The sequence below is a fragment of the Ravibacter arvi genome, assembly GCF_039540405.1.
In the GTDB taxonomy this organism is placed as follows: domain Bacteria; phylum Bacteroidota; class Bacteroidia; order Cytophagales; family Spirosomataceae; genus Ravibacter; species Ravibacter arvi.
Window position 1 is genome coordinate 1 of sequence record NZ_BAABEY010000032.1, and the last position, 14,639, is coordinate 14,639.

The following is a 14,639-nucleotide window of genomic DNA, read 5'->3' on the forward strand; positions in this document are numbered from 1 at the left end:
AATATGTATTTACTTGAAACACAATAAGTTAAAAAAGATGTCATTGGCACCGCAGCGGAGGGATCTCCCCCTCCTGGTAACCAATCCCTTTCAGAAGGCTTTTTATAGCAAAAGGAGATCCTTCGACTCCACTGCATTCCGCTCATCCTGACCGTCCGGCTGCGTTCCGTTACCATTGACAATACTACGGATCGGCGCGCCGTCCGGACGGTCATTCCGAGCGGAGCCGAGGAATCTCCCGCTCCCCTGACTCAATCCTTTAAATAGGATTTTTCTAACAATAGGAGATCCTTCGACTCCACTGCGTTCCGCTCAGGATGACCCTCCGGCAGATACTACGGATGGGCGCGCCGTCCGGACGGTCATTCCGAGCGGAGCCGAGGAATCTCCCGCTCCCCGGACTCAATCCTTTAAATAGGATTTTTCTAACAATAGGAGATCCTTCGGCTCCACTGCGTTCCGCTCAGGATGACCCTCCGGCAGATGCACTACCATTGACAATACTACGGATCGGCGCGCCGTCCGGACGGTCATTCCGAGCGCAGCCGAGGAATCTCCCGCTCCCCTGACTCAATCCTTTAAATAGGATTTTTCTAACAATAGGAGATCCTTCGGCTCCACTGCGTTCCGCTCAGGATGACCGTCCGGCGGATGCGCTACCATTGGCGATACTACGGATCGGCGCGCCGTCCGGACGGTCATTCCGAGCGCAGCCGAGGAATCTCCCGCTCCCCGGACCCAAGCCGTTAAATAGAATTTTTCTAACAATAGAAGATCCTTCGGCTCCACTGCGTTCCGCTCAGGATGACCCTCCGGCTGCGTTCCGCTCGCAATGACCGTCCGGGCAATCCCGCCCAAGCATTTTACGCATAGCAACGGATTTCGAATATCCGGGCATTTTTATCACCATTCGTGCGCGAGACCGTGACCCGAATTGAATCTACCCGCACCGGCTTGAACTTTAACGCCACCTTCCGGTAGTAGTTATTGATGACGAATTCAGTGTGTACCACTTTACCGTCCAACAAAGCTTCTACTTTAAAATCAGCTACCGTTTCCGGCTGGAGACCGCGTACCTGGTCATCCATTACGACCTTCTGCCCGGAAATCCGCAAAAAACGGTTCAGACCGGTATCGAAAGTAAACTCAACCTGTCCTACCGACACCGGCGCACTCCACTTCAGGGCTATCCACGGCTCATTCCCGGCCTGCACCGGCGCCCGCCATTGATGCGGCTTTTTGTCGGCAATATCCCGGTTAACACCGTCTGTTACAGTGGCCGCAGCATACTGGCCGTCTTCCGCAGAAGCGCTGACGGCCGCCTTTCGCGCCAGGTCATTTGTATCGGCATTGGTCACATTGAGCAGCGACTGATCCTGTCGTAAGAGAATTTGCTGCAAAGCGGTAATATCCTTGTTTGAATTTACAATTCCGCGGCCGGTAAGGTTGTGGGTAATCGCATAATTCATCGCAGTACCAATTGCCTGCCCGAGGGTTGCGCAGGTTGCCATGACGCGGGTCGATGACAGCGCGACGTGCGAAACACTGATGTTTCGCCCGGCCATCCACAGGTTGTCAAAATCCTTGCTGTAGAGCGTCCGGAGCGGAATGGAATAAGGCCCTTTCAGTGAAATACCACGGTTCGGCTTGATCGAGGTATCGTCCATACCCTCAGGCGGGTGATCATCGAGGGGCCACCCCCCGTAGGCCACACGGTCAGGATAATCCTGCGGCACCTGTACATCGCGCTGCGACATAATGAGATCACCGGTAATCCTGCGGCTTTCTCTTTTTCCCTGGATCATCCCCACCCAGGTAAGCGCCCAGGTTTCTGACTCCGGGTGGTTCCCCGAGTTCTTGATATAGTCCCAAACCCCGAAGAGCACCGCAAGCAGCTCATGCCTGAGCGCCTGTCCGTCATTGACCACATCGTACTTACCTGCCAGCTCAAGCCACCAGTAACCATATTCTATGGATGAGATGCCGCGGTGGCGAAAATCTTCGAACTGGTACTTTCTTGCCCATTTCGGAGCCACGAAAGGCATAGGTTTCTTAAAGTCGTCCGCCATGAAAAGCAGGCTGTTTCCCATTCCCGCCTTATCTGCAACCGGTTGTCCCACCGATTCATTCCATTGGCTCTGCGCCTCCCTGCCGCGCATATACGAAGCTCCTACCAGGGCGGCAAGGGTGCCATCGCCGGTACAGTCTGCGAAATGCCGCGCTTTAATCTCGTAGATCTCTTCAGTCGGCGAACAAAAGGCCGTAACCGACTGAATTTTTCTTCCGCTTGACTGCGCCGTATACAGGACAGTATCCAGGAGCAGCGTGATATTGGGCTCCGAGGCAACTTTGTCGTACATCACAAAATCAAACATCGGGTAAGCATTCTGCTGATTGAGCACGGAATCATCCAGCATGATCTCTTCGAGGAGGCCGGTTTCGCGCCAAACCTGTTTCAAAACACTTGAACCGGAAATGTGCATCCGGATTTCACTGCTGGCATTGCCCCCCAGCCGCGACCGGTTCTGGATGAATACCACCTTGGATCCGTTCCGGGCTGCGGCCAACGCCGCGCATATCCCTGACATCCCCCCGCCGATTACCAGTACATCGGTGGTCAAACTTCTCTTTTTGTACACATTCAGCCCCTTCGGCGCTGTATCCAGGATTTTCTCGCCCGGCACCAGTGTTTCCCCAAAAGGATCGATAAAAAGGGTCCCGGATGAAAGCCCGAGGGCCTTCATAAAATTTCGTCTGTTTTCCTTCATTTTTTTGTTTTATCTGTTACTTAATAAGGCAATCATTTTTTTGTCGTGCCCGTCCGGGCTCCCCTGTTTTTGCTCCAGGACCTCGCGCAATTGCCGGATGGCCGGCTCATCCAAGACTGAAAAATTTTTCTCGAACAGCTGATACAGACTAAGCTTGAGACTGCCGGGCACGTTCGCCGCACGGGGTATCCAGGCTTTCAATAGTTCAGCGCTGCATTTTTCCTTCAAAAAGTACTGCAGGATAGCCTGCTGCACCGGCAACTTTACTTTGTCGTAGTGATCGATCAGCTCCGGTGCATACTTCCCGAGATGAGCCGCATCCGGTAATTTCCTGATCGACTTTATGGCAATGAACCGGTTTTTACCAGGTATGAGCTGCATAAGATCCGGCAGGAAAAACTCCTTCTCCGCTTCCGGCATTCCGTCCAGGATGAAATCCTCGTAGGCCACAATTCCCGACAAGAGCATATTCCGTTTCAGCTTTCGGTCCATAACGGACTTTGTATTGGCCAGGATACGGTCCGAAATTTCACCGTTAACCAGGTGCCACAGGGTATAACAGGTATAAATAGCACCGGGAATAAGCTTGTCCGTGAAAGTAGCGCTGGTTGCGGCTGTCAGGCCGTCAATCTCAGCAGAGTACACTTTCACCGTGGTATCTACCAGGTCTTCCATCTGGTAATCCTGCAAAAAAGACTCCTTGTCGGCGAGAATCGTCTTTAGCTGCTCATAGTCTTTTGGTTCAAACGGCTCGTGGTCAAATTTGGTGAGCTCTTTACCCGGGGTTTCGCGGTAATCTCGGAAATTCCCGAGCAAATCCCATTCGAGCCTGATTTCTACCGGGTTGCACAGGTTTTCCAGGCAAATCGGGGTTTTCAACGCGCAATAATAAAAAGCGGGCAACTCGTCTGCCTGATAGGCCAGGTAAATCCGCGCGTCTACTCCCCGGTCTGTCTCGTAGGTAAATACAAGCTGGTCAGCCGGTTGAAAATTACCAGTCACACCCCACTGGTGAAACAGGAAAAGAATCATCAGAAGCATAAGGCGAAAGTCTGCCTGCAGCAGTTGTTAAGGGGTCAGTTTTTTCTTGTTCAGAAATGTGCTCAGAATATCGCGGTAACGGTAATCCGGGCGGCTCGCGGTAGCTTCCAGTTCTTTCCTGATCGCCGGGTCGCCGGCAAACCGGTCCTCCCTGTCCAGAAGAATCATATAAGTCTTCAGTTGGTTCAGGGTGAGGCCGGCGCTCAGACGGCTCAGCGGACGAAGGCATTCCAGGCTCAGCTGTTCCGTTTCTTTCAACTGGTTCAGGAAATGAGACAGGCTATGGATGTCCAGCCGGTCAGCCATTTGCGCTACCGGTACCTGTACCTCGGGTTGCGACCAGGAGGAGTCCGGTATTTTTTTCATGATAAACAGGCGGTCCCGGGGAATAGCCGGCAGAATGGTCGCCACCATGTCGGGCACATACCGGGCAACCTGGCTATCGTCGAGTTCCTTGAAGAAAAAAATACGTTCGTCCACTTTGTCGGACCGGCTCAGTTTCGGCGCCAGATCTTTCAGCAGGTGTTTCCGCACGTCGTCACGGATGACAGCTGCCAATTGGCTGTGGACCAGGTGATAAATTGTAAAAGAAGAATATACAGCCCCGTCCACGGCCGCCTCTTTTACTTCTTTGGCGGTGGCGCCGGTTACGGCATCCACCACTTTGGACACCCGTTTGGCTTCTTTGTCAAATAAATCATCCTTGTGCCGCCTTCTCAGGATAGACTGCTCATCCTGAAGCAATTCGTGAAGTTTTTCATAGTCCTTCGCGTCAAACTTCAGGTGGTCGTTTTTAGTCAGGGGTTTCCTGGTAATAGTGTCATAAGCCCAATAGCTCCCCGCAAGTGTCCAGAACATCCTGATATCCATCAGGTTACAAAGCGTATCACTACAAACCGGAGTTTCTATATGGCTGACATAGCCCAGCGGTACCCCATCTTCCCCGAGCAGCCTGTTGATCCGGTGTGTTACCCCAACGGTGTCCTCGAACCGTATGACATAATCCGAAACACGCAGAGGCGAAGCGGGCCATTCCCCCTTAATCTTCAGCGGCTTCCTGGCAAGCAGCGTATCGGCATAGTTTTCCGAAGCGACAGCTGCATGGCAGAAAATCACCAGGAACAGCGCAGTAAAAAACTGCGTTCCTGAATTGAAAAATCCCCGGTGTGTGACCTTAGACAGAACGTCCCGCATCGCGATCTGCGTATTAATTATATCCTACCTTTTGCGCCTGGATAAGGTCCATGTACTCTTTCAAATGCTTTTCGTACAATTCGCGCGGTTTGATTTTATACTTATGACATAGCGAAGCGGCAAATCCTACCGCCGCACCCATCTGGCCGGTTGTCTTCATTACGCGCGGACCGCCCAACCCTACGTGCGAGGTACTGAAACAACGACCGGCCATGAACAGGTTATCGATATTTTTCGAATACAGGCTCCTGAAAGGGATGTAGTATTTTCCTGTTTTATAGAACATTGCCTTCGAAAGAAAGTCCGGCTTGGTCGGATCTACCAGCGTTTCCTGGAAATGGACGTCTACCTCCCGCGTTTCCATTACGACAGAGTCTGCGAAGGGCGTCCTGTTTTTGGCGTCATTAAAGGTAAAGATATGGTCGCCGACAAATCGTCTCGATTCCCTTTTCCCTACCAGGTACGACACCCATTCCAGCTTTTGCGCGTGCGTTTTGGGCTGCTTTTTGTAGTTGGCAAAAGAGCCGTAAATCGCCCGGAACATATGGTCGCGGATTTCTTCGGCGTCGTGAATCTGGTGCAGGTCGGCATTGGTGTATTCCCACTGCCACTCTCCCTGGCTGGCGGCGTAGTCGCCCACGACTTCCTTCGTCCATGGCAGCTCCGGAAAGGAGTGAGCATGTGTGTCGGTATACGACCGCCAGAGTACAGAGGAACCCATTACGGCGTTATCTTCTTTTTCCGGGCTCCAGAGTTCGCCGAACTCATCCCAGTTTTCCTTGAATTTCGAAGCGCTCTCTCTTCCATACATAAATTCGGCCCCGGCCCAGAAACCGATCCAGCCGTCGCCGGTACAATCTGCAAAATAAGGCGCCTGGAAACGAATTCTTTCTCCTGAATGCGTATTGCTCGCATCTACCCACTGTACCTTATTGGCTACTGCCTCGGCGTCGTAAGCCCTCCAGTTCAGGAAAACCTGTATGTTCTCGTACCTTTCAATGTTACGGTGCCGCTTTTTGTCTTCTGCGTAAGCTTCCGGGGAGCCATTCGGGTAGTGCTTGGTGTCTAGCATCCTCAGAATCCGCTCGAAATGGCCATAGATACCCAGCGTATGCACGCGGATTTCACTACTTGCATTTCCGCCGAGAACAGGCCGGTCGTGTATCAGGGCGACTTTAAGGCCTTGTTCGGCAGCGGCGATAGCACTGGCGCAACCGGCAAGGCCACCGCCTACCACTACGTAGTCAAATTTCATCAGCTTTTCCGGCTTGGCGGGCTTCTGGTTTACTTTAAGCCGCCATTTGGCCAGCTCGGCCAACTCCGAAGGAGGTGCAGTTTTGTCCCTGCTGAAATAAATAGCGTCGCAGCGGCCGTCGAACCCGGTGAGATCTACCAGTTCCACGCGTATGTTGCCCTTTTGAACCGCAACCTCGCCACCGTATTCCCAGCCCCAAACAGGTTCTTTTCCAAACTCGTTTTGAAGGACCTGAGTAGCCACTTTCAGCTTAAAACGTCCCGGCGGCGTCCAGTTGCCCGGCACCCAGTTTTTGGTCCGGACCCACACATGGTAACGCCCTGCCTCTTTAAAAGGAACCGTGGTGAAAGCATTTTCCACCGGCTCGCCCAGCCCATGGGCGAGAAGATAAGGAGAGCCCATCTGCTCCACGAACTGGGGGTCTACCAGCCAACCGCCTTTTTCCTGAAAACTCTCGGCTTCGATCAGCATGGACTGTCCCAGCGAATTAGCCGCTACAAGTAAAGCCAGGAATAACGAAAGGAAATACTTCATGTCTATAAATAGTGTTTGGTTTTCGGGTTAGTAATTTTCATTCTGTCGCATATTCGGGTTGATCAAAACCTCTTTAGATGGTATCGGCCAAAGGTATTGCTTGGCAGGATCAAACTTCCCGTTGGTAAGCTGCTTGATCAACCCGCGATTAGCAAGATCGGAAAAATCCGCGATACCGTCCTCATCAATCGGTGGGGCCTCCGGCAGGAACCAGAATCCTTTGTTTACCACGCGGCTTCTTAAATCGGCGGCATCCAATAGCCCGAAGTTAGGCTTGTTAAGCGCTTTCTCGGCAAGCCTCCAGCGGATGAGGTCCATATAGCGCGTTCCCTCAAAGGCAAATTCCATTCTTCTTTCGATCCGTATCACTTTTCTGAGGGCCGCCGCGTCTCCGAGTTTTACGGCCGGATAGCCTGCAACTTCGGCAACCGCCTTTTTATAAGCGCGCGCCCGTACCTGGTTGATCGCATTCACTACGCTCTCATCCACTTCACCAAGCTCGACCTTTGCTTCTGCATACATGAGCAGAACATCGGCGTAACGCATCATAATCTGGTCGGCGTCGTTGAGATAATCGTCCACCCAGGTTTCATCAACGCCTTTTTTCAGCACCAGTCCATTGAAAGACGCGAACTGCTGAACGGAACGCGTATCGTTATTGACCTGGTACTTTCCGGTGGCCAGGTTAAGAACGGTAGTGGAGTCCGGGTGCGGCTGGTACATAAAACCTACAAACGGAGTCTGGAAAGGCACAATAGTGTAAGCGCAACGCGGGTCTCTGTTCAGGAAAGGCTTTCTGGCGTCAAAGAGCGGAGACTCATCGATCGGGAGACCATCGGTACAAAGGAACGAGCTCCACAGGTACCAGGACGGTCCGAATTGTCCGCCCCAGCCGCCGACGTTACGCGGCAGATAAGAGCGTATGTTCACACTCACCCCCAGCGTAGCGGAACGGGGAACCGAAAAAATAATCTCGTCGACCTTGCCGGTTTGGGCCAGGAACAGCTCTCCGAAATCCGGGTAAAGCTTGTAGACACCCAGTTCCATACATTTTTGTGCCGCGTCTTTTGCCAGCGCCCATTTGCCGTTGTAGAGGGCGGTCCGGCTTTTGAAAGCCAGCGCTGCGCCTTTAGTCGCCCGCGCCGGTACGGTAGACGGATACGAAACCGGCAGATTCTCAATTGCAAAATCGAAGTCTTCAAAAATCGCGTTCAAAACCTCTTCCTTAGCAGTGCGCGGCGTTTTGTATGCTTCAGACAGCGGAATAGTACTGGTGTAATACACTACGTCGCCGAAGAGATCGACCAGGCGCGAATACTGACAAGCCCTTACAAATCTCGCTTCTGCGATGTACTTCTGCTTCGCGTCGTTTGAAATGGATGCAGCTTTGGTTTCCAACGCCTGGATAATCGTATTGGCTCTCGAGATCGCTTTGTAGCAATTGCTCCACCGCTCGGAAACCGTACCCCACTCCCCGTTAATGGTTCCGGAAGTAATGGGCGTAAGCACTTCCCGGTTGATCCAGTCGTCGGTCCAGTCGGTAAGATCCGTGGGCCAGAACACATTTTTGTACAGGTCATTGATCGACATATTGATTTCAACGTCATTGCTGTACCAGTTTTCAGTCGAACCCTCCGAGAGCGGGTTGAGGTCGAGGTTGCTGCAGGCTGAGAAAAATAAGGTCAGCAATGCGGCTATAGAAAGTTTGATGGTCTTCATCGTCTATTCTGATTAAAACTTTACGGCTATGCCTGCCAGATACTGGGTCGTAATGGGGTAACCGATGGTGGTTCCTTCGGAAGCGGTTTCCGGGTCCCAGCCTTTCGGGTACTTGGTAAGCGTAAGGAAGTCCGATACGCTTACGAAGGCATTGATCCCTTTGATTTTTATTTTTTCGGTAAAAGAAGTTGGGATATCGTAGCCCACTGTCAAGTTTTTGATCCTGAAATAAGCGCCGCTGAACAACCAATAATCGGACATGGCCAGGTTACTTGTCTCCTGTACCCGGCTGAGGCGCGGATATCTGGCAGCCAGGTTTTGCTCGGCTGTGTTGTTTACGCTCCAGTAATTCCCGTCGATCATGGAAGGAATACTTCCCCAGTTGGTGTGCAGCGGTGTCACCATGATCGGATTGATCCGGCTGTTCTGTTTGGCTACGCCCTGGAAAGCCAGGCTCAGTGAAATTCCTTTATAACCAAGCCTGATGTTCCCGCCGTACATCATCCTGGGTAATGAGCCGCCCAGGAACACGCGGTCATAATCGGGGGTGATTTTACCGTCAGGTTTCCCTTCCGGACCGCTGACGTCCAGGTACTTAACATCGCCAGGCCGTACGTTGGCATTGATTTTGGGCGAGTCTGCCACTTCCTGCTCGGTCTGGAAAAGTCCGGCGGTCCGGTAGCCGTACCATTCATTGAATTCACTTCCCTCTCTTTTGATTTTATCGCCCAGGAACTGCGTACCGCCAAGGTTCCCAAGTTTCGAGCGGATATCGGACAGGTTAAAGGAAACACCGTACTTCAATGCACCGACCTGATCCTGCCAGCCTGCCTGGAACTCCCACCCTTTGCTCCGCATCCGCCCGGCATTTTGCTGGGGGTTGGAAAAGCCCAGGAAGCTGGGAATCTCAATGGACAACAGCATGTCTTTTGTGTTCTTCACGAAATAGTCGGCAGTTACCTGCAGGCGGTTCGAGAAGAAGTTGGCATCTACACCCAGGTCATAAGACTCGGTTTTCTCCCAGGAAATATCTGAAATCGCATAGTCTGCCTGGGCTGCGGTTGGCTCGGATGACACAACGCCGCCTTTCCGGAGCAAGGCGCTCTCGAAATTGATAGCTGACTGATAAGGATAGTAATTGGAAATCCGCTCATTGCCCAGGTTTCCCCATGATGCCCTCAGCTTCAGAAAGGACAAAGCCCCGGTGTCGCCCAGGAAACCTTCCCGCGATATAACCCACCCGGCGGATACCGACGGGAAAACGCCCCAGCGGTGATCCCTATGAAAGCGGGAGGAGCCGTCCTTCCGGACGTTGGCCTGGAGGTAATATTTGTCGTCGTAGTTATAGGCAATCCTGGCAAAAACGGACCGGTAAGCATTCTCCCTTGCCTGTCCGGAGTTATCTCTGAATTCCAGCGGGCCGGTATTCAGGTAAGGGAATGAAGTCAGTGTATAAAAATTCCGTGAAGCGGAGATGGTGTCCCAGCGGGCATAGAAGTTTTCGTACCCGGCGAGGGCGCTAACCCTGTGAAGGCCGATTTCCTTGTTATAATTGGCCAGGAATTGGGTAGTATACTGCTGGAATTCCTGGCGTCCCTCCTGCAGCATCGTGGAAAGGTTGAATTCAACCACCCCTTCGAGTACATCCGGATCAGTTGCCGTATAGTAGGGAACACGTTTCCTGAATAATTTTTTACTTCCCATCACCAGGTTAGGGGCAAACACACCGGTAAGAACCAGGTCCTTGATGGGTTTGAAGTCCAGCAATATTCTTCCACCCAGATTTTGCCTCACTTCGTTGTTAAAGCCACCTTCTTTGAGGCTGGCGTAGATGTTGTTCCCTGTTTTTCCGGCGCCGAGTCTCCCGTCCGACCAGGTCGCCGCGTAAACGGGCGCCGAGATCAGGGTATAGAAGATCGGGTCGATACTGGGCTGCCTGGAATTTGACCGGAGGTAATTCAGGTCTATCTGGGCAGAAAGATAATTGTTGATCTTAATATCATTGTTCAACCGTGTAGTAATCCGGTCAAAGGTTCTTCCTTCGTACAGGGCGCCTATCTTGTCGTAGCCGATAGAGGCCTTGGTTTTTAACGGTCCCGAGCCGCCGGAAATATTAAGCAGATGGCTTTGGCGTGGTGCATTTTCGGTCAGAATTAGCCCCACCCAGTCAGTAATCGGGTATTGATCCGGGTTCTGCTGGTTGAGGCTATGGTAGTTTTTAACGGTCTCTTCAGGATAAATGGGAAACCGGTCGCTGTTATTTCCGTTGTCGTTCCACCGGAGCTCGTTGGTCATTTCCATGTACCGCACGGCATCTACATAGCCGGGGAGCCTGGTGGCTTTTTCCATACCCACGCTTACGTTATAATCCAGGCTCAGGTGCCCTTCCTTGGCTCTTTTGGTAGTAATGAGCACTACCCCTGCGGCGGCCCGGCTCCCGTAGATAGATGCAGAAGCCGCATCTTTCAGCACCGAGATCTCCTCAACGTCGTTCGGGTTAATATCATTCAGACTGTTCACCGGAACACCATCCACAATTATCAGGGGATCGCTGTTTCCGATGGTCGTCACGCCGCGAATCCTGATGGTAGCTCCGGAACCGGGCGCATTGCCGCCGCGGGTTACGGTTACACCCGCCATAGCACCCTGCAGCGCCTGTGCTACCTGTACGGAGCGGCGACCGGCTACTTCCTCGCCTTTTACCGATGCCACAGCCCCGGTCAGATCCTGCTTCTTCTGGACCCCGTAACCTACTACCACGACTTCTTCCAGCACCTTCTTGTCAGAAACCAACTGGATCTGCAATTCGCTTTGGTTCCCCACTACGACTTCCTTGCTCGAAAAACCTACGAATGAGAAAATAAGCACGGATTCTTTTCCGGGTACTTCCAGCTCGAAATTCCCGGCGCCGTCGGTGCTTGTACCCCGCTGGGTGCCCTTGATCAGGATACTGACGCCCGGCAGCACGTCACCGGCTTCGTCAACTACCCGGCCACGGACCTGGATGTCGCGGAGGAGGTAAGCCTTGGTCCGCTCGAGCAGGCTCTGTCCCAGCATTTCGCTGTTTTTCAGGCCGCTTTCAAAGTCTGTACCCTGCCTGGCAGAAGTTTTGGCCCCGGTGGTTGACGGTTCCGAATCGCGCTGCGGCTTTACTTTCCGGACAATAATCGTCTTATCGTGAATCGTATAAGTAACAGGCTGATCCCTGAATGCCGCCTCCAGCACTTCACTCAATTGCGCCTGCTTCAGGTTCAGGTTAACCCGTCTTGCACTTTTAATAGTCTCCGCGTCACACACAAACAGGTAGCCGGTTTGCTTGCGGATCGACTGCAGCACTTCGAGAAGCGTGGCGTTCTTTTTTTGAAGCGAAACCCGCTGGGCTTCAAGATTCCCGGCCGTTGCTTGCAGAATTGCCAGTGAGAAAATCAGTGAAACCAGTCTCATATAAAAAAAGAACCTTTGAAGGGGCCGGTGCCGGCCAGTGTAAACCCACGAAAGTTTGCATCGTATAAGCGTATACGTGAAACGAAGGTCTTTTTTGACCTTGTAGAGAAAATCCATATTTTTGATTGCAGGATTGAGGTTAAAAACTTGTGTTCCAATACGAGAGAAAGGCCGATCCTCCCGTCAGGTGTGTTGCGAGCGCACCTGACTTTTTTATCGCCTTCCAGATTTGAGATTAGCATTTCTTCATAGGAAAAATCGTTTGATGAGTCGGAAATGGTTAAATAGCAATTACTTTAATTTTCTTGTCTTTGATTTCGAAACGGACTTCGCCGGTTAGCTCCAGGAATTTCAACACTTCGGCTGCAGTTTCCTTTCTCGAAATTCCGCCCTGGAAAGCTTTGTTAGTAAAATCCCCGTCGTACTCCACGTCCACCGCATACCAGCGGGCTATCTGGCGCATAATATCGCGGATATTGTTCCCTGCGAACTCGAACCGTCCGTCTTTCCAGGCCGCGATTGCACCGGCATCCACCTGCTTCACTTTGATCTCACCGGCTTCCGAGGCCCTGACCTCTGCCTGCTGCCCCGGTGAAAGAACGGTCTTACTTTCTCCCCTGCTAACGGCTACAGAGCCCTTAACCAGCGTGGTCTGAATCGAGGGGTCGTCCTGGTAGGACGAGACGTTGAATTCCGTTCCGAGCACGACTATTTTCATTGCACCGGGTTTATGTTGCGGGAAACTGACCACAAAAGGGCGCTTTTTATCGTGAGTAACGTCGAAAAAGACTTCCCCTGTAACCTCGACCTCACGGTTGCTATTGCCGAAGTTCGTAGGAAACCTGAGACTGGAACCGGCATTCAGCCAGGCGTTCGAGCCATCGGGCAGCACAATTTTATATTGCCCTCCCAAAGGTGTTTTTAACAGGTTGTAGCCTGCGTCGCTGGCGCGTCCGGTGAAAACCAATTCGCCCTTCTCGGCATTGATCTTGAAATTTGCTTCATCGTAAGCCTCTCCTTTTTCCAGATCGACTACCGTGCCGTTCCAGAGTGTCAGCTGGGCTTTCTCCTTACCGGGCATCAACTTGCCCGTATCCGCTTTCACGACGGTTGCTTCCGGTTTCGTCGTACGCGGATACTTGAGCCAAAACCCGCCCGCCAAAGCAAGAAAAACAATACTGGCAGCCGCCCAGTATTTGCGGGAATCTAAAAAGGATCTCAGTACTTTGAACCGGCGGAGGGGAGGGCGGCGGTTCGAAACATCAGGCTTTGGCGCGTGGTGCTCCGAAATAAAAACTTGCTTCAGGAGCTCGTCGGCTTTTCCGGCTTCCAGAATTTCGTCAAAATCATGTCGGCTCAAAAATAAATCGAGCATGTTTTTCCTGACAGCTTCGTCAAGGCTCCCGTCCCGAAGAATCGCCATCAGCTCCTGTCTTTCGGCTGTGGTAGCAGTTTTTTCGTAGTACTTCAGCAGCAGGTCACGTAACCTTTGATCATTCATTCCGGATGTCCTGATAAACTTAGTTCTGTCCTCTTTTTCCTAAAGACAGTTAAAAGCTACCGGCGGGGGACAAGGGAGAAAAAAAAAGTTGAAGTTAGCCCGGATGCTCAGAAGATACCCGCCAGCAGCAGTAGCCCAAGCGGCAGTTTCATCCCCAACTGTGCAGCACAATAGGAACGGATACTTTGGAGCGCCCTTGCCTGGTGCGTTTTTACAGTTTCCGGCGAAACATTGAGCATTTGGGCGATTTCGTCGCGTTTCAGGTTCTGGTCCCGGCTGAGCAGGTAAACCTGCCGTTGCTGAGGGGAGAGCTGGGCGATGGCATTCTGAAGCACCACTTCATATTCCTGGTTAAGGAGTGTGTTTTCGGTAAGGTTTTCTGAGGTGGGTGCAATGTCCCGCCAGCTCACTTCTGTTCGTTGCCGGTGGGCAATTTTCTTCATTGCCGCAAACACGTAATTGCGTGTCACGATAAACAAATAGTCATCGAAGCTCCTGACCTCAGCCAGGGCCTCGCGGTTTACCCAGAGTTTAATAAAAACCTCCTGGACTACCTCCTCTGCCAATACCGAAGCCTCCGTCAGCCGCAGCGCAACTGTATAGACCTTGTCCTTGTAGGCGTAAAACAAATGCGAGAATGCTTCCTGGTTTCCTTCCGCCGCTTCTATCAAATATTTGTCCATGACCGAAATCCGAAAATTCCCGACTAGAGGTGTAAGTAGTGAGGTTTTAGGGGTGAGCCCCGGGGCCTCATAGCTTTCAGCTCACTCCTGAAAACACAAACTTAGCGACTATCCTTTTATGTACAAAAGTTCTATGATAAATGCAGTAATATTAAAGCCACGAATTCACGAATAGGTTGTCTTATTCGTGAATTCGTGGCTTCTGCCGGGTAGGTGCACCGCCCGGACGGTCATTCCGAGCGGAACGAAGTGGAGCCGAGGGATCTCCTGTTCTCAGAAAAAAGTCTCCTGAAAGGGATTGGGTACGGGGACCGGGAGATCCCTCCACTGCGGTCGGGATGACCGTCCGGTAGGTGCACCACCCGGACGGTCATCCTGAAGCGGAGCGCAGCGGAGTCGAAGGATCTCCTGTTGGTACTAAAAAGTCCTCTGAAAGGGATTGGGTACGGGGACCGGGAGATCCCTCCGCCGCGGTCGGGATGACCGTTCGGTAGGTGCAC

The 14,639-nt window shown here is 52.2% G+C and carries 10 protein-coding genes; 1 reads left to right on the plus strand and 9 read right to left on the minus strand.

From position 1 onward, the window contains the following. Nucleotides 1–570: 570 nt before the first annotated feature. The 9 genes from ABD852_RS18125 to ABD852_RS18165 all read right to left on the minus strand — a co-directional run bounded on the left by ABD852_RS18125 (nt 571) and on the right by ABD852_RS18165 (nt 14,139). On the minus strand, nt 571–858 hold the full coding sequence (locus ABD852_RS18125; RefSeq protein WP_345031480.1) for a hypothetical protein: 288 nt from the start codon (nt 856–858) through the stop codon (nt 571–573). Nucleotides 859–863: 5 nt separating this feature from the next. Further along, nucleotides 864–2,768 (minus strand): FAD-dependent oxidoreductase, encoded by a 1,905-nt coding sequence (locus tag ABD852_RS18130; protein WP_345031483.1) that lies wholly within the window; start codon nt 2,766–2,768, stop codon nt 864–866. A gap of 9 nt (nt 2,769–2,777) precedes the next feature. Next, entirely contained in the window at nt 2,778–3,809 is a 1,032-nt protein-coding gene (locus ABD852_RS18135; RefSeq protein WP_345031485.1) for a hypothetical protein, read from the minus strand. A gap of 27 nt (nt 3,810–3,836) precedes the next feature. Further along, entirely contained in the window at nt 3,837–5,003 is a 1,167-nt protein-coding gene (locus ABD852_RS18140) for a hypothetical protein (protein ID WP_345031486.1), read from the minus strand. 13 nt (nt 5,004–5,016) lie between these two features. Further along, nucleotides 5,017–6,792, minus strand: a complete 1,776-nt coding sequence (locus tag ABD852_RS18145; protein ID WP_345031489.1) for an FAD-dependent oxidoreductase — start codon at nt 6,790–6,792, stop codon at nt 5,017–5,019. 27 nt (nt 6,793–6,819) lie between these two features. Beyond that, a complete protein-coding gene (locus tag ABD852_RS18150) occupies nt 6,820–8,511 on the minus strand; it encodes a RagB/SusD family nutrient uptake outer membrane protein (RefSeq protein WP_345031492.1) in 1,692 nt (563 codons plus the stop codon). Nucleotides 8,512–8,523: 12 nt separating this feature from the next. Continuing rightward, nucleotides 8,524–11,955, minus strand: coding sequence for a TonB-dependent receptor (locus ABD852_RS18155; protein ID WP_345031495.1), 3,432 nt, complete (start codon nt 11,953–11,955; stop codon nt 8,524–8,526). A gap of 280 nt (nt 11,956–12,235) precedes the next feature. Further along, nucleotides 12,236–13,456 carry a FecR family protein gene (locus ABD852_RS18160; protein ID WP_345031498.1) on the minus strand — a complete coding sequence of 407 codons (1,221 nt, stop codon included), beginning with the start codon at nt 13,454–13,456 and terminating at the stop codon, nt 12,236–12,238. Nucleotides 13,457–13,563: 107 nt separating this feature from the next. Next, nucleotides 13,564–14,139, minus strand: a complete 576-nt coding sequence (locus tag ABD852_RS18165) for an RNA polymerase sigma-70 factor (protein WP_345031501.1) — start codon at nt 14,137–14,139, stop codon at nt 13,564–13,566. A 353-nt stretch (nt 14,140–14,492) separates the two neighbouring features. Here ABD852_RS18165 and ABD852_RS18170 point away from each other — a divergent pair, with 353 nt between their 5' ends. Further along, nucleotides 14,493–14,633 (plus strand): hypothetical protein, encoded by a 141-nt coding sequence (locus tag ABD852_RS18170; RefSeq protein ID WP_345031503.1) that lies wholly within the window; start codon nt 14,493–14,495, stop codon nt 14,631–14,633. Nucleotides 14,634–14,639 lie beyond the last annotated feature (6 nt).

Excerpts from the sequence above, each read along its gene's own strand:
- ABD852_RS18160 (WP_345031498.1), bottom strand. The coding sequence starts at position 13,456 with ATGAATGATCAAAGGTTACGTGACCTGCTGCTGAAGTACTACGAAAAA.
- ABD852_RS18165 (WP_345031501.1), bottom strand. The coding sequence starts at position 14,139 with ATGGACAAATATTTGATAGAAGCGGCGGAAGGAAACCAGGAAGCATTC.
- ABD852_RS18135 (WP_345031485.1), bottom strand. The coding sequence starts at position 3,809 with ATGCTTCTGATGATTCTTTTCCTGTTTCACCAGTGGGGTGTGACTGGT.
- ABD852_RS18155 (WP_345031495.1), bottom strand. The coding sequence starts at position 11,955 with ATGAGACTGGTTTCACTGATTTTCTCACTGGCAATTCTGCAAGCAACG.
- ABD852_RS18140 (WP_345031486.1), bottom strand. The coding sequence starts at position 5,003 with ATGCGGGACGTTCTGTCTAAGGTCACACACCGGGGATTTTTCAATTCA.
- ABD852_RS18150 (WP_345031492.1), bottom strand. The coding sequence starts at position 8,511 with ATGAAGACCATCAAACTTTCTATAGCCGCATTGCTGACCTTATTTTTC.
- ABD852_RS18145 (WP_345031489.1), bottom strand. The coding sequence starts at position 6,792 with ATGAAGTATTTCCTTTCGTTATTCCTGGCTTTACTTGTAGCGGCTAAT.
- ABD852_RS18130 (WP_345031483.1), bottom strand. The coding sequence starts at position 2,768 with ATGAAGGAAAACAGACGAAATTTTATGAAGGCCCTCGGGCTTTCATCC.